Origin of the sequence: Thermohalobaculum sediminis (assembly GCF_023487995.1) — a bacterium.
Taxonomy (GTDB): domain Bacteria; phylum Pseudomonadota; class Alphaproteobacteria; order Rhodobacterales; family Rhodobacteraceae; genus Thermohalobaculum; species Thermohalobaculum sediminis.
The window spans coordinates 608,834-630,927 of sequence record NZ_JAMFKN010000001.1 but is presented as its reverse complement, the minus strand read 5'-3'; the positions used below and the strand labels follow the sequence as shown (position 1 = coordinate 630,927).

General features: G+C 71.6%; 22 protein-coding genes. 9 read left to right on the top strand and 13 right to left on the bottom strand.

Going from position 1 to position 22,094, the window contains the following annotated elements; genetic code table 11:
• The first annotated feature begins 95 nt into the window (after positions 1-95).
• Positions 96-566, top strand: coding sequence for a DUF2147 domain-containing protein (locus M1105_RS03050; RefSeq protein WP_249578869.1), 471 nt, complete (start codon positions 96-98; stop codon positions 564-566).
• Here M1105_RS03050 and M1105_RS03045 read toward each other — a convergent pair.
• From M1105_RS03045 to M1105_RS03020, 6 genes are all read right to left on the bottom strand, one after another.
• Positions 563-1,315, bottom strand: a complete 753-nt coding sequence (locus M1105_RS03045) for an NTP transferase domain-containing protein (RefSeq protein WP_249578868.1) — start codon at positions 1,313-1,315, stop codon at positions 563-565. The genes M1105_RS03050 and M1105_RS03045 overlap by 4 nt on opposite strands.
• Complete coding sequence (locus M1105_RS03040) at positions 1,312-2,448, bottom strand: N-acetyltransferase (protein ID WP_249578867.1); 1,137 nt, start codon at positions 2,446-2,448, stop codon at positions 1,312-1,314. The genes M1105_RS03045 and M1105_RS03040 overlap by 4 nt, the downstream gene beginning before the upstream one ends.
• A gap of 67 nt (positions 2,449-2,515) precedes the next feature.
• Positions 2,516-3,562, bottom strand: a complete 1,047-nt coding sequence (locus M1105_RS03035; RefSeq protein ID WP_249578866.1) for an LptF/LptG family permease — start codon at positions 3,560-3,562, stop codon at positions 2,516-2,518.
• A complete protein-coding gene (locus M1105_RS03030; RefSeq protein ID WP_249578865.1) occupies positions 3,559-4,779 on the bottom strand; it encodes an LptF/LptG family permease in 1,221 nt (406 codons plus the stop codon). The genes M1105_RS03035 and M1105_RS03030 overlap by 4 nt, the downstream gene beginning before the upstream one ends.
• A 9-nt stretch (positions 4,780-4,788) precedes the next feature.
• Positions 4,789-5,223 carry an HIT family protein gene (locus M1105_RS03025; protein ID WP_249578864.1) on the bottom strand — a complete coding sequence of 145 codons (435 nt, stop codon included), beginning with the start codon at positions 5,221-5,223 and terminating at the stop codon, positions 4,789-4,791.
• Positions 5,224-5,264: 41 nt separating this feature from the next.
• Entirely contained in the window at positions 5,265-6,236 is a 972-nt protein-coding gene (locus M1105_RS03020; protein ID WP_249578863.1) for a metallophosphoesterase family protein, read from the bottom strand.
• Positions 6,237-6,363: 127 nt separating this feature from the next.
• On the opposite strand from M1105_RS03020, the gene M1105_RS03015 reads away from it, so the two are divergent.
• The 4 genes from M1105_RS03015 to M1105_RS03000 are packed head-to-tail and all read left to right on the top strand — an operon-like array spanning position 6,364 to position 10,171.
• Entirely contained in the window at positions 6,364-7,470 is a 1,107-nt protein-coding gene (locus M1105_RS03015; RefSeq protein ID WP_249578862.1) for a CDP-alcohol phosphatidyltransferase family protein, read from the top strand.
• Positions 7,467-8,393 (top strand): diacylglycerol kinase family protein, encoded by a 927-nt coding sequence (locus M1105_RS03010; protein WP_249578861.1) that lies wholly within the window; start codon positions 7,467-7,469, stop codon positions 8,391-8,393. The genes M1105_RS03015 and M1105_RS03010 overlap by 4 nt, the downstream gene beginning before the upstream one ends.
• A 45-nt stretch (positions 8,394-8,438) precedes the next feature.
• Complete coding sequence (locus tag M1105_RS03005; RefSeq protein ID WP_249578860.1) at positions 8,439-9,263, top strand: aspartyl/asparaginyl beta-hydroxylase domain-containing protein; 825 nt, start codon at positions 8,439-8,441, stop codon at positions 9,261-9,263.
• The gene (locus tag M1105_RS03000; RefSeq protein ID WP_249578859.1) at positions 9,260-10,171 is read left to right on the top strand and encodes a hypothetical protein; all 912 of its coding nucleotides are present in this window, start codon (positions 9,260-9,262) and stop codon (positions 10,169-10,171) included. Before M1105_RS03005 ends, M1105_RS03000 begins: the two co-directional genes overlap by 4 nt.
• Here M1105_RS03000 and spt read toward each other — a convergent pair.
• The 5 genes from spt to M1105_RS02975 all read right to left on the bottom strand — a co-directional run bounded on the left by spt (position 10,089) and on the right by M1105_RS02975 (position 15,499).
• Positions 10,089-11,402 (bottom strand): serine palmitoyltransferase, encoded by a 1,314-nt coding sequence (gene spt, locus M1105_RS02995; protein ID WP_249578858.1) that lies wholly within the window; start codon positions 11,400-11,402, stop codon positions 10,089-10,091. The two genes, M1105_RS03000 and spt, sit on opposite strands and share 83 nt — an antisense overlap.
• A gap of 49 nt (positions 11,403-11,451) precedes the next feature.
• A complete protein-coding gene (locus M1105_RS02990) occupies positions 11,452-11,700 on the bottom strand; it encodes an acyl carrier protein (protein WP_249578857.1) in 249 nt (82 codons plus the stop codon).
• Positions 11,701-11,849: 149 nt separating this feature from the next.
• On the bottom strand, positions 11,850-12,638 hold the full coding sequence (locus M1105_RS02985) for a phosphocholine cytidylyltransferase family protein (RefSeq protein ID WP_249578856.1): 789 nt from the start codon (positions 12,636-12,638) through the stop codon (positions 11,850-11,852).
• Positions 12,639-12,815: 177 nt separating this feature from the next.
• The gene (locus M1105_RS02980; RefSeq protein WP_249578855.1) at positions 12,816-13,790 is read right to left on the bottom strand and encodes an NAD-dependent epimerase/dehydratase family protein; all 975 of its coding nucleotides are present in this window, start codon (positions 13,788-13,790) and stop codon (positions 12,816-12,818) included.
• A complete protein-coding gene (locus M1105_RS02975; protein ID WP_249578854.1) occupies positions 13,787-15,499 on the bottom strand; it encodes a fatty acyl-AMP ligase in 1,713 nt (570 codons plus the stop codon). Before M1105_RS02975 ends, M1105_RS02980 begins: the two co-directional genes overlap by 4 nt.
• A 235-nt stretch (positions 15,500-15,734) precedes the next feature.
• Between M1105_RS02975 and M1105_RS02970 the strand changes: the two genes are divergently transcribed.
• The 4 genes from M1105_RS02970 (at position 15,735) to M1105_RS02955 (ending at position 21,095) form a co-directional block, all read left to right on the top strand.
• The gene (locus tag M1105_RS02970; protein ID WP_249578853.1) at positions 15,735-16,901 is read left to right on the top strand and encodes a hypothetical protein; all 1,167 of its coding nucleotides are present in this window, start codon (positions 15,735-15,737) and stop codon (positions 16,899-16,901) included.
• Positions 16,892-18,160 carry a hypothetical protein gene (locus M1105_RS02965; protein WP_249578852.1) on the top strand — a complete coding sequence of 423 codons (1,269 nt, stop codon included), beginning with the start codon at positions 16,892-16,894 and terminating at the stop codon, positions 18,158-18,160. Before M1105_RS02970 ends, M1105_RS02965 begins: the two co-directional genes overlap by 10 nt.
• Positions 18,161-18,270: 110 nt before the next feature.
• Complete coding sequence (locus tag M1105_RS02960) at positions 18,271-19,656, top strand: class I SAM-dependent methyltransferase (protein WP_249578851.1); 1,386 nt, start codon at positions 18,271-18,273, stop codon at positions 19,654-19,656.
• Positions 19,653-21,095, top strand: a complete 1,443-nt coding sequence (locus tag M1105_RS02955; RefSeq protein WP_249578850.1) for a lipopolysaccharide biosynthesis protein — start codon at positions 19,653-19,655, stop codon at positions 21,093-21,095. Before M1105_RS02960 ends, M1105_RS02955 begins: the two co-directional genes overlap by 4 nt.
• 17 nt (positions 21,096-21,112) lie before the next feature.
• On the opposite strand, the gene M1105_RS02950 is transcribed toward M1105_RS02955, so the two are convergent.
• Complete coding sequence (locus M1105_RS02950) at positions 21,113-21,361, bottom strand: ATP-grasp fold amidoligase family protein (protein WP_319936762.1); 249 nt, start codon at positions 21,359-21,361, stop codon at positions 21,113-21,115.
• Between the two features lie 187 nt (positions 21,362-21,548).
• Positions 21,549-22,037, bottom strand: a complete 489-nt coding sequence (locus M1105_RS02945; RefSeq protein ID WP_249578848.1) for a hypothetical protein — start codon at positions 22,035-22,037, stop codon at positions 21,549-21,551.
• Positions 22,038-22,094 lie beyond the last annotated feature (57 nt).

Here is a 22,094-nt window from a genome sequence, read left to right as displayed (position 1 = left end):
CGTGGCGCCGCACCGTTGCATCCCTTGAACCGCAGCCGCAGCGCCCTCAGCTTTGCGCCGTGCGCCGGCCGCGCCACTACGGGAGACAGGACACCATGACCCGCCTTTTCGCCATCGCCACCCTTGCCCTCGCACTCGGCGCCGGGACCGCGCCCGCGGCGGGCGTCGAGGGCGTCTGGCTGACCGGGAAGAAGCAGGTCGGCGTCGAGCTCTACCGCTGCGGCGCGCAGCTCTGCGGCAAGATTGTGTGGCTCGAAAAGCCGCGCTGGAGCGAGGGCACGCTGAAGCGCGACGAGCACAACCCCGACCCCGCGCTGCGCGACCGGCCGTGGTGCGGCATCGAGGTCATCAGCGGCCTCCAGCGGAACGGCAGGGGATGGGAGGAGGGCAGCTTCTACTACCCCAAGGACGGCAAGAGCTTCGACCTCGAACTGCACGAGAACGGCGACGGCACGCTGAAGGTGCGCGCCTATCTGGGCATCAAGCTGCTGGGCAAGACCGAGACCTGGACGCGGCCCGAGGGCAGCCTGCCCGGCTGCGAGCCGGACGACGGCAGCGGCATCTAGCCGCCCGCGTGGGCGCGCAGGCGCGCCTCGGCGAAGGCGAGGTCGGCGGGCTTGTCGACGTCATGCGCCGCCTCGGCGTGGTCGAGCGTGACCAGCGCGGCGGTGCAGCCCGCCGCCCGACCCAGCGCCCGCGCCGCCCCCGCCATCGTGAGCCACCCCGCCGCATAGGCGGCAAGCGTCGCCGGGCCGATGGCGAGCGCCATCTTCCATGGCCGCTTGCGTTCGGCTTCCAGCCGCTTCCAGAACGCCACCGCCTGCGCGGCGCGGGGCGTGTTCAGCGCGAACAGGTTGCAGCCGCTGACCTCGGCGTCGCGAAAGCGCAGGTAGGTGCGGCGCGCGGGATTGCCCGCGGCCTCGACCACGGCGCGGACCGCGACGCCGGCGCAGACATCGGCACCCGCCGCCCCGGCACCGGCGAGGAAGTCGGCGACCATCGCGGACGTGAGCAGCGGGTGGTCGGCGGTGGTGACCAGAAGCGGCGTCGGCGCCGCCGCCAGCGCCGCCCCGACCGAGCGCGCGGGTGAGGGCGCGGCGTCGAGCCGTTCGAGCCCCGCGGGGAGAGCGGGCGCGCCCGGCTCGATCGAGACGAGGATGCGGCCTATCCCGGCGGCGGCCAGGGCCTCGGCCACGCGCCCGATCATGCTGCGGCCGGCGACCTCGGCGAAGGCCTTGTGACTGACACCCGCCGCCTGCGCCACCGGGTCGGCGGGCCCGCGCGAGCCCGCGAGGATAAGCGCGGTCCAGCTCATGCCAGCACCTTCTCGTAGACGCGCCAGGTCTTGGTCAGGCGTCCTTCCAGCGACTCGATCAGCCGGCGCACCGGCCAGTTGTCCTCCAGCAGCCACGAGAGTTCCAGCCGGTCGATGCCACGTGCCCGCGCCCGTTCCTCGAGCGAATAGATCAGGAGGAGCGGCAGCGCCTTGCCCAGCACCGTGCCCGCCGCTGCGCGGGTGATGCCCATCAGCGGCACCCGGCCGGTTCGCAGGCCGCGCACCTTCAGCCGCCACAGGAGCTTCGCCCAGCCGAAGGGGAGGAGCCGGCCACCGAGGTCGCGGATCGCCTCGTTGATGTTCGGCAGCAGCACGATGAAGCCCGCGGCCTGCCCGCCGATCTCGGCGATGCGGACGAGTTCCGGGTCCAGGATCGGCTTCAACTCGGCTGCCATGGCGTCGATCTCGGCCTCTGTCAGCGGCACGAAGCCCCAGTTGCCGGCCCAGGCGTCATTGAAGATGGCGGTGACCATGCGGATCTCGTCGGCGAAGCGGCGCCGGTCCAGCGGGCGCAGGCGAACGCCTTCGGCCAGCGCGCGCTCGGCGATCCGGCGGGGCCGGTCGGGCAGCCCGCGCGAGACGTCCATCTCGTAGGCCACGAGGTCGCGGCCCTTGGCCCAGCCGCAGGCCTCGACCGCGGCGCCCATCCAGGCGGGGTCATGTGCCATCATCAGATAGGGCGGCGTGTCGAAGCCCTCGATCAGCAGGCCCGAGGTCTCGTTGACCGAGAGCGAGAAGGGGCCGCGCCCGAGGCTCGCGCCGCGGGCCTGCAGCCAGTCCTCGGCCGTGGCGAGAAGGCGCGCCAGCACCGCCGCGTCGCGGGCCGCCGGCATCCCCCAGAAGCCGACGCGTCGCCCCTCGACCGCGGGCGCGAGGCGGTCGAGCTGTGCGCTGATGCGGCCCACCGGCCGGCCGTCCTCGCGGGCCAGCCACAGGGCCACCTCGGCGTGGCGGAAGAAGGGGTTGCGCGCGGGGTCGATGTGCTGGCGGCGCTCGATGAGCAGGGGCTCGACCCAGTTCGGATCGCCCGCCATCAGCCGCCCCGGCAGGCGGATGAACGCCTCGCGATCGGCGCGGGTCGCGACGGGGCGGATCTCGATCTCGGCTTGCATGTCCGGGAGGGCTCTCGCTGCGGTGTTGCGCAGCGATAGCAGACCGCCGCGCACCGCGCCAAGGCCGCTATTCCTCGAGCAGGATGATGGACCAGAGCCCCAGCCCCGCGAACAGCGCGGGCGCGCTGACCACCGCGAGCAACGGGTCCATCGCCCCGCTCGCCCCCAGCGAGATCAGGAATCCGTCGGTCGCGATGAACAGGAAGCCGGTGGCGACCCCTCCGGCGGCCAGCCAGCCCCGCCCGCCCGAGCGCGTGAGGCCAAAGCCCGCCGCCGCCGCGAACAGCAGCATGATCGTGGGCACCGCCGCGGCGATCCAGCCGCGCCAGAGGCGGGTCTGGTAGAAGGCCGCCCCGCGCGCGCCATAGGCGATGCCCGCCAGCACCTGCGCCGCGCGGTCGGCGCCGACGAATTCGGGCCGCGCGGCCAGCGTGCGGACATCGGCGGGCCTGAGCCGGGTGGTCCAGACCCGCCCGGCGGCCTCGCTGTGCCCGGCACCGATGCCGGTGACCGTGACCGTGCCGGTGAGCTCCCAGCCGTCGCGGCGATAGACGGCGCCCCCGGCATCGGTGCGGCTGAGGATCAGGCCTCCCTCGTCGAGCGCAAAGATCGACACGTCGGACAGCACGCCGCCCGAGGCCTCGGCCGAGCCGATGCGCACGATCTCGTCCGGCGCGCGGGCCCAGACGAGGCGGGCGGTGGGGTTGCCGACGAGTTCGGGGAAGCTGCGCACCAGCGCCCGCTCGGCGCGCGCGGCAATGGCGTCGGACAGGAAACCGTAGCCGATCCCGATCAGCACCGAGAGTGGCGCGAGCATCAGCAACAGGCGCAGCGTGTTGAGGCCGGCCGCGCGCATCACCACCAGTTCGCTGCGGGCGGCGAGCGCGAAGAAGGCGATCGCGCCGCCGGTCAGCACCGCGATCGGGAGCACAGTGACGCCGATCAGCGGCAGCCGCAGCGCCGAGTAGCGCGCGAGCGCGGCGAAGCCCCCGAGGTCGAGCAGGTCCGTCGCCGTGTCCAGCAGGTCGAGCCCCAGCGCGAGCACCATCAGGACCCCGCCCGTCCCCGCGACCGCGAGCCCGACCTGCCGCGAGAGGTAGAGCCCGAGCCTCATCCCGGCGCCCCGCCCTTGTCGCCGTCTCCCCCGCGCCGCCCGATGCGCCCCAGCATCCGCCGCAGGTCGCCGGTCGCAAGGTCGATCATCCGCAGCAGGCTGCGCACCGGCGAGAGTGCGCCCTGTCCGGGCGTCAGCACGAAGATCAGGCCGGTGAGCGCGAGGAACGCCCCGCACAGTCCCCACAGCCCCAGGACCGGATCGACGCGGCCCAAGTCCGCCATGCTCTCGACCATCTTGATGAGGTTGTCATAGGCAGCCAGCACGCCGATCGCGATGGCGATGCGTGGCCAGACCGGCGAGCGTTTCCGCGCGACGCCCAGCGGCACCGCGAGCAGCGCCACCCCGATCAGCGACACGGCGCGGATCAGCCGGGCGTGCAGTTCGGCCGCATAGCGCGGCTCGGGCGGCAGCACGCCTTCGCCGCGCGAGAGGGTGTAGAGCTCGGCCAGCGTCAGCTCGCGCTCGGAATCGCCGCGCGGGCGGAAGGGATTGGCGTCGGCGGGAAAACGGCGTTCGAGCGTCAGCTCGTCGAAGTCGAGCCGGCTGCCGTCGGCCGTCATCGCCACGCCTTCGCGCAGCAGCAGGCGCACGGTCTTGCCATCGTCCTCGGGCACGACGATGCCGCGCCGCGCCGTCAGCACGACCTCGCCCTTGAGGTCCTTCTGCACCGCGAAGACGCGGTCGAGCACCCGCCCCGTGGGGTCGATCGCCGCGGCCGACAGCGTGAGATCCGCGCCCGCCTCGACGAACACGCCCTGCTCGATCCGTCCGTTCCAGGCCGAGGTCAGGACCGAGTGGCGGATCTCGTAATAGGCATAGCGGCTGTAGGGCTGGATCACGCCGAACAGCGCCACGCTCAGCACCATCAGCACCAGCGCGCACAGGATGAAGGGCACGCCGATCCGGCGCAGCGACCATCCCGCGGCCTCGAGCGCATCGACCTCGTTCTGTTGGCTCAGCGTGGCGAGGCAGGTCAGCACGCCGATGCAGAAGGCCGCCGGCAGCGCGAGGCCGATGTAATGCGGCACCAGGCTGATCGCCATGCCCAGAGCCGGGCCGATGGTCGCGCCCTGTCCGGTCACGAGGTCGAACAGCCGCAGCATCCGCTCGAGCAGCAGCGCGACCAGCGTCACCACCAGCGCCGCCCCCATGCGCGGCAGCATCAGCCTCAGCAGGTAGCCGTCGATCAGCCGGCGGGAGAAGAGGGGCGACAAGCCGGCGCCTCAGCCGGGCCAGGCTGCGGCAAGCCGCGCCACCAGCCGGTCGCGCTCCACCGCCTCGGGCGTGACCGCCTGCCCCAGTGCGGGCGGGCCGGGCCAGCCGGCGTCGGCGACCTCGACCCCTTCGGCCTCTCGGCTGCCGGGATAGCGCGGCAGGACGTGAAAATGCACGTGAGGATCGACCATCATCAGCATGAGATAGTTGATCTTCTCGTAGCCCACGGCGCTGCGCAGCATGGTCTCGACCGCCGGCACCGCGCGTCCGAGATCGGCATGGGCGGGCGGCGGCAGGTCGCCCCAGGCGGTGGCCTCGGACTTCGCCGCCAGCACCAGCGCGCCCAGCGTCGGCTGCGCCGGGCGCAGCAGCACCATCCAGTGATCGGTTTCGGCGATGTGGGTATCGGGCCAGCCGAAGCTGCGGATGGTCTGGTTCGGCATCTCGTCTCTCCGCCTCGATCGGCTGCGTGGCCGGCGGCGCCCTAGGCTGTCCCGCCCGCGGCGTCGGGCGGCATTCTAGCCGCTGAGGTGCCGCTCACAAGGGGCGCCGGCGCCGCGGCACCGGGCAGCGGCAGGCGGAAGGCAAGCGGGGTGCGCGCGACGATCCCGCCCGGGGTGGCGCAGCGCTCCTCCAGCGTCAGGTGCCAGGCGTCCAAGGCGGACCTCAGGCGCAGGCGGCGCCAGGCGGCGCCGGCGCGGCCGGGGCCGGGCTCCCAGCTCGCGGAGGGGGCGCCGAGGACCGGGATGCGGCCCGCCGGGCCGTCGATCCAGGACAGCTCGGCCCTGTGGGTGTGGCCGTGCAGGACCAGCCCCGCGCCGCGGCGCGCGATCACCTCGCAGACCAGCGCGCCGTCGGTAAGCCCCTTGCGGCGGTTCGTGATCGGCGTGGGCGGGTGGTGGATCAGGATGACCGCAAGCCGCCCCTCGGCCGTGATGGCGCCGAGCATGGCGTCGAGCCGCTCGCGCTGGCCGGGGCCGACGACGCCTGTGGCGAGGAAGGGCAGGCTGGCCGCCGCGGTCGAGACCCCGACGATCGAGACGGGACCCACGTCGCGCCGCCACGGGTAGCCCGGCCGCCCGTCGGGCCCGGTCAGATACGGTCCCCACGCGGCATGGAGCGCGCGCGTCATGCCGGGCGCGATGGCCTCGTGATTGCCGGGCACCGCGGCCACGCGCTCGGGCGGGCCGAGACGGTCGAGCCAGGCGCGGGCGCGGCGGAACTCCTCGGCCACGGCGAAGTTCACGAGGTCGCCCGTCATCGCGATAAGGTCGGGGGCATGGGCATGGATGTCGGCCACGATCATCGCGCAGAGATCCGCACGCTGGATCGCCCGGCGCTTGAGGCGCCAGTTGAGCCAGCTCAGCGCCCGCTTCGAAAGGAACTCGCGGCCACGGGGTGCGCCGAAGTCGAGATGCGGGTCGGTCAGATGCGCGAGGACGATTTCGCCGTCCATGGGACAATCTCCGCCTTTCACGGGCGGCGCGCAGGGTTTAAGAGCCGGTCCATGCGCCGCCCGCCCGTGCCTGCCATAGGCGCGCCAGCGGCGCCGTGCAAGGACGAACGGGCAGGGAACGGCAGCCTTGGCAGAGGGTATCGCGGCATTTCTGGGCCCCGACGGGCAGGCGGCCTTCGGGCTGAGCGGGCGCGAGCGGCTGGCGCGGCAGGCGCCCCGCGCGGGGCTGAGGCCGGGCGCGTCGACGGACGCCGGGGTGGTTCTGCGGGCCGATCACGTCTATGGCGGCAGCGTGCTGTCGGCGCTGGCGGCGGCCGCGCCGGGGACCGTGCTGACGGACGCCGAGGGCCGGGCGGTCGGCGCGCGCATCGACGGGGCAAGCCGTGGCTGGGCGCTGCCGCTTGTCGAGGGCCATGGTGCGGCGACGGACCTGCCCGAGGGCGCGGTGGCGCTGACGGGCGTGGGGCTGGCCGGGCGCTACGACCAGAAGCTGCGCAAGCGCGCCGACCCGCTGGTGATGCCGGCCTCTGATCGCGTGGCGGTGGAGCGCGCGCTGTTCGGGGCATCCTACAAGGGCGTCACCGACCTCGTGACCAAGCATGTCTGGCCGCGCCCGGCGCTGGCGGTCACGCGGTTCTGCGCGCTGAAGGGGATCACGCCGAACCAGGTGACCTGGGCGAGCCTCGCTCTGGTCATCCTGACCTTCTGGCTGTTCTGGATCGGGCAGTTCGGGCCGGGCCTCGTGGCGGCCTGGGCGATGACCTTCCTTGATACGGTGGACGGCAAGCTTGCGCGCGTCACGGTCGCGTCCTCGAAGCTGGGCGACGTGCTGGACCATGGCATCGACCTGATCCATCCGCCCTTCTGGTGGTGGGCCTGGGCAGTGGGCTGCGCGGCCGTAGGCACGCCCGTCGAGGATTTCGCGCTGGTGATGGGCGTGATCGTCGGCGGCTATGTCGCGCAGCGGCTTGAGGAAGGCTGGTTCATCGCCCGCTATGGCATCGAGATGCACATCTGGCGGCCCTTCGACAGCCTGTTCCGCGAGATCACCGCGCGACGCAACCCGAACCTGCTGATCCTCATGGGCTTTGCGCTGGCGGGCGCGCCGCGCGAGGGGCTGATCGCGGTGGCATGGTGGACGGCGATCTGCTTTGCCGTGCACCTCGTGCGCGTGGCGCAGGCCGAGATCGCGCGGCGCAAGGGGCCGCTTGCGTCATGGATGACCGCCGCGTGAGCCTGACGATCGGCCTCATTCGCAACCGCACCAGCACGCGCAACCGCCGCGTGACGGCCGGCGCGCCGCCGCAGGGCGTGATCCTGCGCGAGACGGCCGATCTCGACGCGCTGTCCGCGGCGCTGGCCGAGTTCCGGGCGGCCGGGGTGGACCTCATGATCCTCGATGGCGGCGACGGCACGGTGCGCGAGGTGGTGACGCGCCTGCCCAGCCTCTGGGGCGAGACGCCGCCGCGGCTTGCGGTGCTGGCGCATGGCAATACCAACCTCATCGCGCGCAAGACCGGCGCGGCGCGCGGGGCCGAGGGGCTTTCGCGGCTGGTCGAGGGCGCGCGCGCCGGGCGGCTGGCCGAGCGGCACCTGCCGGTGCTCGACATCGAGCGCGCGGGCGCGGCCACATTGCGCGGCTTCATCGCCGGCTGGGGCGTCTACGAGACCGGTACGCGGCTCGCGGCCGAGGAGATCGCGGCGCGCGGTGGCGGGCAGGTGGCGCTGGCGGTCGCCTCGATGCTGCGCCGCGCGCTGATGGGCCGCGAGGCGCAGGCGATCCGGCGCGGCGTCGAGGCCGCGCTGGCGGTCGATGGCACGGCCCTGCCGGCGGGCGCCCGCTTCGCCGGGCTCGTGACCACCTTGCCGGGGCCGCTGGTGATGGGGCTCGAGCCGTTCTGGGGCGGGGGAGAGGGCGCGCTGCGCTGGCTCGACGTGGCGGCGCCCGCCCGCCGTCTGGCGCTTGCGGCGCCCTTCGCGCTCATGGGCCGGCCGCTCAGCTGGATGGTCGGCGCGGGCTACCGTTCCGGCCGGGCGGCGCGGATCGAGCTACGGCTTTCGGGCGATATCGTGGTCGATGGCGAGCGGTTCGATGCGGGGCCGGAGGGCCGGCTGAGCCTCGCCGCGGGCGGGGTTCTCACGTTCGCGAGCGCCTGAACCCCGCTTCTCGACTTTTCGGGCGTCCGCGATTATGACGGCGCCATGAACCAGATCCAGCCCGCGCCCGTGCCGGCGGCCAAACCGGCCACCCTGAAGCACCCGATCCGCAAGCGCGTCAAGCGCCTCGGCAAGCGGCTCACGCGCTGGATGGCGTCCTTCCAGGCGAGCCAGAGCCTCGTGCCGACGACGCCGTTCGTCGGCAACGGGCATTTCCCCTTCCTCGCCGAATTCGAGACCCGCTGGCGCGAGATCGAGGCCGAGGCGCGCGAGATCCTCAAATTCCGCGAGGCAATCCCGGCCTTCCAGGAAATCTCGCCGGATCAATACCGCATCGCGACCGCCAAGAACTGGCGCACCTTCATCCTCTATGGCTTCGGGCTGAGGCTCGAGCGCAATTGCCGGCAGGCGCCGGTCACGGCCGAGATCCTGAGCCGGGTGCCGAACATCCAGACCGCGTGGTTCTCGATCCTCGCGCCCGGCTACCACATCCCGGCGCATACGGGCGTGACCAAGGGCATCCTGCGCGCGCATCTGGGCCTGATCATCCCCGCCGAGCGCGAGAAGTGCCGCATCCGCGTCGGCGACGAGATCCGGGCCTGGGAGGCGGGCCGCGTCTTCGTGCTCGACGACACCTACGAACACGAGGTCTGGAACGAGACCGACGAGGAGCGGGTGATCCTGCTGTTCGACTTCGACCGGCCGATGCGCTGGCCGGCGCGGCTGCTGACCGGGCTCTTCATCCGGGCGATGAAGTTCACGGCCTTCTACAAGGAGCCGAAGAAGAACATCGAGGATTTCGAGGACCGCTTCGAGGCCGCGACCCGGCGCGCCGACCAGATCCTCGAAAGCATGAGCGAGCGCAAGTGAGCACTGCCGGGCAGGCCCGCTGCCCGGAGGTTGGCGCGCTGATCGAGGCGGCGGCGGACCGGCCGCTTTCGGGCGACGCTGCGGCGATGGCCGCGCATCTGGCCACGCGGCCGGGCGTGCTCGCGGTCCTGTTCTACGGCAACATGCTGCGCGACGTGGGGGCCGCAGGGCTGCTCGACTTCTATTGCCTCACGGCGCGCGACGCCGACTGGTCCGGGCCGGGGCTTGCGGCGCTGGCGGGGCGGCTGATGCCGCCGAACGTCTATCATGTCGAGCTTGCGGGGCAGGCGGGTGCGATTCACGCCAAGGTGGCGGTGATGCGGCTCGACGCCTTCCGCGCGCGGATGCGGGCGGAAAGCTGGGACACGACTCTATGGGCGCGGTTCTCGCAGCCGGTGGTGCTGGCCCATGCAAGCGACGCCGCGGCGCGCGCGGCCGTGCTCGACGCGCTGGCGGCGGCGGCGGAGGCGGCGGCCTGGTGGGCCGCGCATGTCGCGCCCGACGGGGCGGACTGGCGCGGCGCCTGGGGCGCGCTCTATGCCCGGACCTATGGCGCCGAGTTGCGGGTCGAGGGGGCGGGGCGCGCGGGCGCCATTCTCGACGCGCACCCGGCCCATTTCGGGGGGCTCCACGCCGCGCTCATCGCGCCCAGCCCGGCGCCGGATGCAGCGGCGCGCGCGCGGGCGGCCCGGATGTGGGCGCGGCGGCGGAGGGTCGGCAAGCTTCTCAATGCCGCGCGACTGACGAAGGCCGCCGCGACATTCCGCGGCGGCCTCGCCTACGCGCTCTCGAAGGTCGAGCGGCACACTGGCCGCCCCGTCGAACTCAGGTCGTGGCAGCGGCGCTGGCCGGCCCTTGCGGCGCCGGTCGTGTTCGCCCGCCTGCTTTGGCAGCGGCGCCTCCGGTGATCACGTGGAACCGCTCGGCGCGGCCTGCGCCGGGCTCGATGATGCCGAGTTCGGCGCCGACCGACGCGAAGATGTTCAGCGCCCGCTCGATCTGCGTCTCGGTGTGCGCGGCCGAGACCGACACGCGCAGCAGCGACAGCGCGTTCGGGGTGGCCGGCGGGATCGCGATGTTGGTGTAGACGCCCTCGTCGATCAGCCTGTTCCACAGCGCCACCGCGATCTCGGGCGCCCGGAGCTTGACGGCGACGACGGGGCTCACTTCGGGCCCGGTCTCGAAGCCGAGATCGCCGAGGCCGCGATAGAGCGCCGAGCAGTTCGACCAGAGCCGCGCCCGCAGCTCGGGCCGCTCGGCCATTCGCCGGAAGGCGGCTCGCGCGGTCGAGACGGTGCCCGGCGTCATCGACGCGGTGAACATGTAGGGCCGGCAGAACGAGCGGATCGCGTCGAAGCCCGCGAGGTTCGAGACGCAATAACCGCCGATCGTGCCCACGCTCTTCGAGAAGGTGCCGACGATGAAGTCGCAGTCGTCCTCGACATGCGTGGCCTGGCACTGGCCGCGGCCCGACTCGCCCAGCACGCCCAGCGAATGGGCCTCGTCGACCATGAGGTAGACGCCTTCGCCCGCCTCGCGCTTGACGGCGGCGAACTCGGCGAGCGGCGCAGTGTCGCCCAGCATCGAGTAGATGCCCTCGACGATGATGATCTTGTCGCCGGGATGCCCCTCCAGGCGCTTGAGCTTCCTGGCGAGGTCCTCGGGGCCGTTGTGGCGGAAGCGGATCGTCTCGGCATCCGCCATCTTGCAGCCGTCATAGATCGAGGCGTGGCTGTCGGCGTCGATCAGCAGCACGTCGTCCTTGCCGCCCAGCGCCGTGATCATGCCGACATTGGCGACATAGCCCGTCGAGAACACGATGCAGTGCTGCTTGGCGTAGAAGCGCGTGATCTCGGCCTCGAGCGCCTTGTGGCCGCCATAGCTGCCATTGGCGATGCGCGAGCCGGTGGTGCCGGAGCCGAGCGCGCGGGTGGCGGCGGTTCCGGCCTCCAGCACCTCGGGGTCGAAGGTCATCCCGAGATAGTTGTTGGTCCCGAAGAGCATCATCGGGCGGCCTTCCAGCGTCGCCTCGGTCGGCGACCAGACATTCTGGAACTCCAGCCTGCTGGGGTCGCGGCCAAGCGCCCTCAGCCGCCCGTACGTCGCCTCGACCGCGGCGATCCTGTCCTTGATGCCCATCGTCTCGTTCCTTCCCCTCTTCGGGTCGCTGCCCGGGGTTATGCCGTCCTCAGCTCGATCCGCCCAGATCCTGCACCGCGGCGGCCAGATCGGCGACGGTCTTGACCTCGGCGATCCGGTCCAGCGGGATGTTGATGTCGAACTCGTCCTCGAGCTCCAGCACGAAGTCCATCACGCTGACCGAGTCGAGCCCCGTATCCGCCACGATGTTCGTGTCGCGCGTGACCGCAACGTCCTGCTTCACCTTGGCGGTGAGCAGGGCGAGGATGCGCGCCTCGATGTCGTCGGCCGTGGCCATGTTCGTCGTCTTCCTGCTCGTGCGCCGCGATGGCAGCGTGTTCATTCCATCTCGCCGCGCGCGTGCAACCTGTTCACCGGCCGCCCCGGCCGGGAATCCTGCTCGTGGCGAAGCGCCGCCGATACCCTGCCGCGAGCCTGCTGTCCAGATCAGGCGCCCCCCTGGGGCGCGCCGATGCTGGCCGCGAGCCCGGTGCCGGTCTGCGCGCCGCTCCAGTCGAAATGGGTGACGCGGCTCTCGGCGATCGGGAGGTCGCGGGGAAAGTCGATCTCGGTCCAGGGCAACCCTGCGATCTCGACGACGCCGACAGCCCCGGTCTGGGCGATCTGGTCGATGATCGAGAGATACCAGCGCTTGAGCGCGGCCTGATCCGCCAGCACCGCGCGCATCGCCGCGACGAAGCGCTCGCCGCCATCGCCGAGAAAGCGAAGGAGGCCGATCGACTCGCCGTCGACCGGCGCGCTCAGCGTCTTTCCGATCGCGGTGAGGCGGCGGCCGTCGCGCCGGATCTTCATGTCGTCGTCGTCATACCCCGGCTTCTGGTCGATGGTGACCGTGATCGGGGCTTCGGCATCCGCCAGCACGCGGCGCAGGATGCGCGGGTCGATGACCGTATCGCCGTTCAGCAGCACGGTGTCGCTGCCAAACCGCTCGCGCGCCATCCAGCACGAGCCGATGTTGTCCGCGACCGCGTAGAACGGGTTGTAGAGGCATTCCGGGAGGCGCGGCAGGTCCATGGTCCGGACCGCCGTCTCGACCATCTCGGCGCCGAAGCCGGTGACGATCGTCACGTCCTCGATCCCCGCCGCGGCAAGCGCCCGAAGCTGCCAGTAGAGGACCGGCTGCCCGCCGACCTTCACCAGGCATTTGGGACGCATATCCGTAAGCGGGGCGAGACGCTTGCCTTGCCCGGCGCTCAAGATCACAGCATTTGTCATGGAGAAGCCGATCTCCCACCGATTTCACGACAGAATAGTTACCGCGGAACGACGCTCAAGTCACAAACTCCACGCGATACTTCACAAAAGGCGTCCGGTTTGTTCGCGAATTGACATGAAGCGCGTGATCATGCGGCGATGACGCAATCCGAGGGCGGCGCCGACGGCGCGCGGCACTCACAGCCAGCCATGCGCCCTATACCATGAAACGGTCTGGCGGAAGCCCTCGGCGAGCGGGACGACCGGGCGCCAGAGGTCTGCCGGCGGCTGCGCGGCTGGGCGCGAGGACCAGTCGGGATGCTGCATCTCGCGCCGTTTTGCGCTGGTCAGCATGCCCGTGCCGAGCCCGAGCGCGGTCGCCGCATCGCCCGCGAGGCCAAGTGCGGCGAGCACGGCCGGCGGGACGCGCAACGGGCGCGCAGTACGGCCCAGTGCCGCGGCCGCCACGGCCGCGATCTCGGCCCAGCCGTAGCCCTCGTGGCGCGCGTCGCTCAGTTCGAACACGGCGCCCCCGGGAGGGGAGGCGGCGGCGGCGGCGATCGCCGCGCCGACATCGGCGGCGTGGATCAGGCAGAGGCGGGCCGCGGGGCCGTTCATCAACGGCTGGACCGCCATGTCGGCGGCGCGGAACACGGCCAGCGTCTCGCGGTCGCCTGGGCCATAGACCGCGGCGGGGCGCAGGATGGTGTAGCCGCCCGCCTCGCCCGCGATCGCCGCGAGGCGCGCCTCGCCCGCCCGCTTCGAGGCGGCATAGGGCGAGAGGTGCGGCTCGCGCGCCGCCATGGACGAGATCAGCACGAAATGCGCCCCGGGTGCCACCTGCCGCCAGGTCTCCGCCAGCCGCGCGGTCCCTTCGGTATTGGCAGCATCGAAATCGGCGGGGCGGCGCGCCCGGACGGTCCCAGCAAGGTGGATGATCGCGTCCGCGCCCTCGACCAGCCGGCGCAGCATCGCGGGGTCGGCAAGGTCGCCGGGAACAACCTCGACCGGCTCGGGCCCGGCCTCGATCGCGGGTGCGCGCCGGGCCAGCATGCGCAGCCGCCAGCCGCGCCCGGCGAGCGCGCTCAGGACGTGCGGTCCAAGGAACCCGGTCGCTCCGGTCACGGCGGCAACGCCGCGCGTGGCCGTGCCGTGCTGGGCGGGCGCGCTCACGCGCCGAAGACGCCCGTGAGGAACATCTCGCGCGCGCGGGCGCGACTGAGCTTGCCCGACGAGGTGCGCGGCAGCGCGCCCGTGCCGGTCAGGACCACGGCGACCTCGATGCCGATGCGCTCGCGGACCAGCGCGTGGATTTCGTCGCGCAGCGCGGCGCGGCCTTCCTCGCCCGCCACGCGGCATTCGCCGATGACGATCACGGCCTCCTCGGCCAGTCCACCGTTGCCGTCCGAGGTGGCAATGCCGAAGGCCGCGACGCCCCCCGAGCGGATGCCGTCCGTGCCGCTCTCGATCGCCCACTCGATGTCCTGCGGCCAGATGTTGCGGCCGTTGATGATGATCAGGTCCTTGGCCCGGCCGGTCACGACCAGTTCGCCCGCATCCATGAAGCCCAGATCGCCGGTGTCGAGCCACCCGTCCGGCGACAGGGCGAGGCGCGTGGCGTCCGCGTCGCCGAAATAGCCGGTCATGAGGCTGGGGCCGCGGGCAAGGATGCGCCCGACCCGGTCCGGCGGCAGCGGCGCGCCGCCGGCGTCGGCCAGCATGATCTCGTGGCCCGGCAGGATGGGGCCGCAGACGGCGAAGCTGCGCGCGCCGGGGCTGCCCGGATCGGCGGGCACCACCTCGCCCCGATCGAGGGCGGCGAGATCGACGCTGACCGTACGGAAGCCCTGACCCAGCGGGGCGAAGGTCAGGCCAAGCGTCGCCTCGGCCATGCCATAGCTGGGCAGGAAGGCGCGCGCGTCGAACCCGGCCGGCGCGAAGGCATTGGCGAAGGCGGCGAGCGTGCCGGTCTTGATCATGTCGCCGCCGATCCCGGCGATGCGCCACGACGAGAGGTCCAGGCCCTCGATCTTCGCGCGCCGCGCCGCGAGGTCGTAGCCGAAGGACGGTGCGTAGGAGAGCGTCGCCCGAGTGTCCGAGATCAGCTTGAGCCACAATCCGGGACGGCGCACGAAGTCGCGCGTCGCGTAGTAGCTGATCGGCATCTGCGTGGCGACCGGCAGGAACATGCAGCCGACGAGACCCATGTCGTGGTAGAGCGGCAGCCAGCTCACGCCGCGGTCGTCCGGTCCGATGCCCAGGCCATGCTCGGCCATGGCGCGGATGTTCGCCATCATCGCCCGGTGGCTGACGGCGATGCCCTTGGGCAGGCTGGTCGTGCCGGACGAGAACTGCAGGTAGGCCGTAGCGCCCAGATCTGGCTCCGCCTCGGGCAGCGCTTCGGCGGCCCGGCCGATCTCGCCAAGCGTTCCGGCATGCACCAGCCCGGCATCGGCGAAGGCCTCGGCCACCCAGTCGCGGATCACCTCGGGCGTGAGCACGGCGCGCACCGCCGCGACCGCGCCGATCCGGCGGATCTGCTCGGCATAGGCCTCGCGCGAGCCGAAGGCCGCCGGCAGCGGCATCGGCGCCGGGACGAGGCCGGCATAGAGGCAGCCCATGAACGCGCGCATGAAGTCGGCGTCGGTCTCGGCGATCAGGCCGACGCGGTCGCCGGGCTCGAGCCCGAGGCCGAGCAGCCGCCCGCCCGCCTCGCGCGCCTCGCGCGCAAGCCTCGCATAGGCCAGATCCTCGACCAGCTCGCCGCGCGGCCCGTGGAAGCGCATGCTGCCCACGCTCAGCGCGGCGTAGTCGAGCGCGGCCGTCAGCGTGGGGAAATCCCCGCGCCGATGCGTCGGACCGTCTCCGATCTGCCGTGCCACTGCCTTCATCCGCCGCTCGACCTTTTGCTCCGAGGCTGCAACGACAAGAAAACCCGCAGCCTCGCCGGGCGCGGGAGTCGTTCGCGGCGTCCTCATATCAGACCTGCGCGACGCTGCAAGCCCGGCGCGCCTGCCCGCGATTGCCATGCGGCCGGAATTGCTTTAGGCCTCCGCCGGCGCACGGCCGGGCCGCGCGCGACGGCAGGATGGGCGCGCGACGCCGCGCGGCAGGGCCATGCAGATCGGGGTTCTCCTCAACCATTACGAGCCGCACCAGGTGCCGCATGTCGTGCCCTACGGCTTCGCGCTGTCGCGCCTGAGGCCCGACTGGCGGGTGCGCATCCTGTGCTCGACCCGCGCCGAGGCCGAGTTCGCGGCCGAGATCGGCGCGCGCTATCCCGGCCATGCCGCGCGCATCGAGCGCATCCGCGCGCCGCTCTGGGCCGAGGCGATCGACCCCATCGCGCGGCACGTGGCATTCACCCGCAAGCTCGCGGTGCAACGGGCGAATGTCGGGCTGTTCGCCGGGTTCGATGCGCTGATCGTGCCGGAGCTGACGAGTCTTGGATTGCACGAGGATTCAAGGCTTTCGCATGTCAAGCTCATCTTCACCGGGCATGGCGCGGGGGATGGCTACAACAGCACTGTCGGCATGTTCGACCCGCGCATCGAGCGCTTCGACATGGTGCTGCTGCAGGGTCGCCGGATCGCCGAGGAGCTGAACGCGCTGGGCAGGTTCAAGGACACGCTTTATGCTGTTGCCGGATATACGAAATTCGAGATTGGCGAGATGGGGGCGGGCCGCCCGCGCCTGTTCGCCGACGACCGGCCCGTGGTGCTCTACAACCCGACCCAGACACCGGCCGCGACCTCGTGGCGGAAGTTCGGAACCGATATTCTGGATTTCTTCGCGCAATCAGACGACTACAATCTGATCTTCGCGCCGCATGTGCTGCTGTTCAAGCGCGCGCTGAGCCGTGGCGCGCGGCTGCCGCGGCGCTATCGCGGCGGGCCGCGGATGCTCATCGACCTGGGCAGCCGGGCATCGGTCGATCTCACCTATCTGATGGCCGCGGATATCTATCTGGGCGACCTGTCGAGCCAGATCTACGAGTTCATCAACTGGCCGCGTCCCTGCGTGTTCCTCAACGCGCACGGCTTCGACTGGCAGGGCAATCCCGCCTTCCGCTCGTGGCGCTTCGGCCCGGTGGTCGAGCGGGCGGCCGATCTGGGCCCCGCGCTTGCCGAGGCCCGCGCGCGGTTCGAGACGGCGTTCCGCCCGGCGCAGGAAGCGGCGCGCGATCACGCCTTCCTGCGCGAGCCCGAGCCCGCCTCGGCGCGCGGCGCGCGGGCGATTGCTGAGTTCCTCGAGACCGGGGGGCTGGGGCCGGAATGGCGCTGAAGGCGATCCTGCGGCGGCTGGCGGGCGGCCCGAAGCCGGGCGAGGAAGCGCTGGTCGTCGTGCTGCCGGACGCGGCTGCGGCGAGGGCGGCGGGTGGCCTGCTCGCGCGGCTGGCCGGCGGGGCCTATCGGCTGGACATCGTCGCGGCGCTGCCGGACGCGGCGCTCGCGGTGGCGCTGCCGGCGGCAGGCACGCTGCCGCGGCTGCTCACGCGCGTGCCGCGCATCCCGCCCATGGTCCCCGTGCGCGCGGCTCTGGCCGGGTTGAGGGCGCGCGCGATGGTCGTGGCCGGGGCGCCGGGGACCCTGCCGGCATCGCTCCGCCGTCTCGTCGCGGGTGCGCGCAGGCGAGGCCTGCCGGTCTTCGCGGTCGATCCCGCGGGCCTGGCGCAGGGCTCGGGCGAGGTGGTGGCGCTGTCCGCGACGGCGGCCGAGGCGATGCCAAGGGCCAATGCGGATCTCGATGAGCTCGCCCGGCATTTCGTGCGCTCGGCCGGGATCGAGCGCGGGCAGGGGCCGCTCCTCGACGCGCTGGCCGGGCGGCTGCAACGGGGCCTCGCGACGCGCGGGATGCGGCGCCTTCTGGGGCGGTTCTGCGCGCGGATCGAGACGGCGGGGGCGCTGGCCGAGCGGCTGGGCCGACCGGGGACGATCCTCTGCCTCGGCAACGGGCCGACCAGCGAGGATCCCGCGCTGGCGGCACTGCCGCGCGATGCGTTGTTCCGGGTGAACCACCAGTGGAAGGCGCGCGGGTTCCTTGCCCGGCCGGACATGATCTTCGCGGGCGTCAAGCGCTCGATGCGCGCGGCTGGCCGGATCCCGCTGGGCGTCGCCACCCCGCGCAAGGAACGCGCGCTGCTCGCCGCCCGGCTGGTCGAGTTCTGGCACGGGCCCATCACCTATGCCGTGGTCGAGGAGATCGCCGGCCCCGTGCTGCCCGCCGTCCAGGGGCCGCTGCGGCCCACCACGGGGGCCTACATGATCGCCGCCGCGGTGGCGCTGCGCCCGCGGCGGATCGTGATCGCCGGCATGGACATGTTCAGCCACCCCTCGGGCGCCTATCCGGGCGGCGGCGCGGCCGAGAACGCCTATACCCCGAGCCACGATCACGAGACCGATGTGGCCTTCATCCGCGGCTGCCTTGCGTCTTACGAGGGCGAGATCGCGACCTTGAGCCCGGCCTTCGCCGACCTGGCCCGCGGCGTTCCGGGGGCGCGCTTCCGGCTGGTCGGGATCGAGGCATGCGCGGCCCCTGCCTGACCCCCCGCGGCGCGCAGCGCGCATCTGCCGCGCAGGGGCGGCCGTCGCGCATCTTGCGCGGCTGCCCCGTGCGTCACTACAACATCGCCCAGCCGAGAGAGGGCCGCGACATGGCAAATCCCTACAAGACCCACTGGTATCACCGTCAGCCGCAGTTCTGGCTGGACCGCGACCCGCACCGTCCGGTGGGAAGCAACGCGACGCCCGAGGTGATCCGCCTCGACCCCGTCCCCGGCCACCAGCCGTCGCCCAAGCCCCCCGTGCGCATCTTCCTGGGCACCGAGCCGCGGCAGTATCGCGGCACCCGCGTCTTCATCTGGTCGGTGATGCAGAACCGCGACCCCGCGCGCGCCTACGAGATCACGCTGATGTCGGACCTCGACGGCATCCCGCGCGAGGGCTGGAAGACCGGCTTCACCAACTACCGCTACGCAATCCCGCACCTTGCCGGGAACACGGGCCGGGCGATCTACAACGATGTCGATCAGATCTACCTTGCCGATCCGGCCGAGATGTTCGACCTCGACATGCAGGGCAAGGGCGTGCTCGCGATCACCGAGAAGGAGAACTCGGTGATGCTGATCGACTGCGAGGTGATGGCGCCGCTCTGGACGCTCGAGGCCGTGAAGGCCGGCAAGGGGCATGCCCATTCCAAGGGCGTGATGTCCGAGAACGGCCTCTACGGCGAACTGCCCGGCGTCTGGAACTCGCGCGACGGCGAGCATCCGGTGCCGCAGATCAAGTGCCTGCACTACACCACGCTGCACACCCAGCCCTGGAAGCCCTTCCCCGAGATGCTGCGCTATGGCGAGAACGCGCTGGGCTACCTGTGGCACGACATGGAGAAGGCGGCGGACGCGGCGGGATACCTGATGTTCACTGCCGACCACCCGAGCCGCGAGTTCTCGGCGCTCGTCGCGCTCTACCAGCAGATGCACGAGACGCCCGAGACCTTTGCCGGCCACCGCCTCGGCAAGCATGTCGACAGCGTCGCCGAGTTGGTCCGCAAGACCGGCGCGGAGACGCTGCTCGACTATGGCGCGGGCAAGGGCAAGGAATATTCGCGCATCGAGGGCGAGCCCCACGACAGCGCCTGGCGTCAGGTGTCCGTCTGGCCGGGCGTGCGCGTGCGCTGCTACGATCCCGGCCACCCACCCTTTGCCACGCTGCCCGACGAGCAGTTCGACGGCGTGATCTCGACCGACGTCGTCGAGCATCTGGCGAGCTTCGATGTCCCTTGGGTGATCGACCAGATGTTCGCCCGCGCGCGGCGCTTCGTCTTCATCGTCGCCGCCTGCTACCCGGCCGAGAAGATCTTGCCGGACGGGCGCAACGCGCACACGACGCAGCAGCCGCCCTACTGGTGGCACACGCAGATGGCGCTGGCCGCGCGCCGCTATCCCGGCATCGAGTGGCGCCTCGCCTGCGACGAGAAGGGCACCTTCGGCAAGCGGCGCACGACCTTCGACGCGTCGAGTCCCTCGCCCCTGGAATGAGCGACGGGGCCGCGAGCCCGGCCGCGGACGGGACGGGGCAAGCTGAGGGGGCACGGGTGGATCTGGGCGAGCTCTACCGGCGCTTTCTGAAGAATGCCGGGATGATCATCGGCAGCCGGGTGATCTTCGGGCTGCTGAACCTCGGCACCAACGTGCTGGTCGCGCGCGCCTTTGGGCTGGGCGAGCTGGGTGTCGTGTTGCTGCTGCAGAGCTATGCGCGGCTGTTCTCGGAAATCGTCAAGTTCCAGTCCTGGCAGGCGGTGCTGCGCTTTGGCGCGATCCTCGAGGAGAAGGCCGACTGGCCGGGTTTCCGGCGGCTGATCGGCTTTACCCTCTCGATCGACCTCGTGAGCTTCGCCATCGCGATCGGCGGTGCCATCGCCTTCATTCCCTGGGCGCAGGACTGGTTCGACTGGCCGCCCGAGGTCGCGGCGCTCGCGCCCCTCTACATGCTGTCGATCATCTTCATCACCCATGCGACGCCGAACGGGGTGCTGCGGCTGTTCGACCGGGTGGACGTGGTGGCCCTGCAATTCGCCTCGAACGCGGTGCTGCGCTTCCTTGGGGTCGTTATCGCCTGGGCGATGGGCGGCGGCGTGCTCGAGATCGTCATTGCCTGGTTCGTGGCGTCGGTCCTGAGCGGGGTGTTCGTCTACACCGCCACGATCGCCGAGCTTCGCCGCCGCCGCCTGATGCCCCGCCTGACGCTGCGCTGGCGGCGCGACGCGGCCGAGTTCCCCGGCGTCTGGCGCTACTTGTGGATGTCGAACCTCGCCAGCGCGGCGCCGCTGGTGGTCAATTACGGCACGGTCCTGGTGGTGGGCGCGCAGCTTGGCGCGGCCTCGGCCGCCATCTTCGACATCGCGCGCCAGTTCGCGGCGGCGCTGTCGCGGCCGACGCGGCTCCTGGGGCCGCTGCTGTTTCCGGAGTTCTCGCGCCTCGCCGCGCGCGACGACTGGGTGAGCATCCGCCGCATCTTGAAGAAGCAGCTCGCGCTGACGGGCATGGCGCTGGCCGTCTTTGCCGCTGTCCTGTTCGCTGTGCTGCCCTTCGCCGTCGAGTTCCTGTTCGGCCGCGAGCTGGTGGACGAGATCTGGCTGTTCAACCTGCTGATCGCGGGATCGCTCCTGCGGGTTCTCGGCTTCGCGCTCGAGCCCGCGTTCCTCTCGGCCAACAAGGCGGGCACCCTTCTGGTGATCCAGCTCATCGCCACCGCGGTGTTCGTCGCGATCGCGCTGCCGCTGCTCGGCCCGATGGGTCTGGTTGCCATCGGCCTCGGCATGCTGGGGTTCCACGTCGTCTACTTCGCGCTGTTCATGGTGATCGGCCGGCGGCTCCTGAAGAAGCGGATCCGGCGAAGCCGTGCCGCCGAAGCCGCAGCCCAGCGCGAGGCCGAGGCCCATGCCGAACTGGTCGAGGAGCGCCCCGGCCTCGTCTGAGGCCGGCGCCTCGTGCCTCAGCCCGCCAGCGCGGCCTTGTCGGGCAGCTCAAGCCAATCGCCGATCCTTCGGTTCCACTCCTCGGGCCGGAAGACCGTGTAGCCGCCCACCGGGTTGAGCGAGAGCTCGCCCAGCAGCAGCCGCCCGCGGTGGACATAGAAATCGGCGCGCACCAAGGGAAAGCCCTGCGTCAGGACCCGCGAGGCCGCGATCATCTCGCCAAGCTGCTCCGGCCGGGGCGGCGGCGGGCCGAAGGGTTTGAATATCTTGTATAAGAAGGGCAGCGGACTCCCAGTCCGGGCTCATGAGGATGCTGCGCAGATTCTGGCAGCAGCCCTCGCAATACTGGATGAAGCGCGTCGCGCCGTTCAACACGAACAGCTTGTAGTCCGGGATGTCGCCGCCGTTGTATAGGTCATGCTTGGCGATGATGCGCGAGGGCGAGGCGGCATACTACCACTCGCCCTTGTGGTCGGCCATGTTGGTCCTGATCCAGCCGTCGAGCCGGCGGCGCGCGGCATTCTCGTCGATCGGGACGCCGGGGCGCTTGATGACGTTCCAGGCACTTCCGTTCGTGACCTTCAGCGCGTAGGCGTCGGGCAGGGCGCGGAAATCCACCGCCTCGGCACTGTTCAAGACGGCGTGGAGGTCGTTCAGCAGGTGCCCGAGGCCATGGCGTTCGACATAGCTGCGCATGCGGAACTTGTCGGTGATCTCGCCGCAGACCGCGAGCCGGTCATGGAGCTTGAGCCAGCATATCTTCTCCGAGATGGTGCGTGGGGTGTCGAGATCGGGCCAGACGCCGAAGATGCGCTTGTGGGTGACGCGGATCAGCGCCTCGTGAACGGTCATCCCGGGAAAGCGCAGCCGCGCCTCGAGGTGGCGCGTCGAGCGCCAGCCCGAGGCGCGCCGAGCCATGAACCGTTTGATCGCCTTGCGCATCCCTTGCCGCTCCGCTCCGCGCCTCGGGTGCCGGTCATCCCAGCAGCGCGCCTGCGT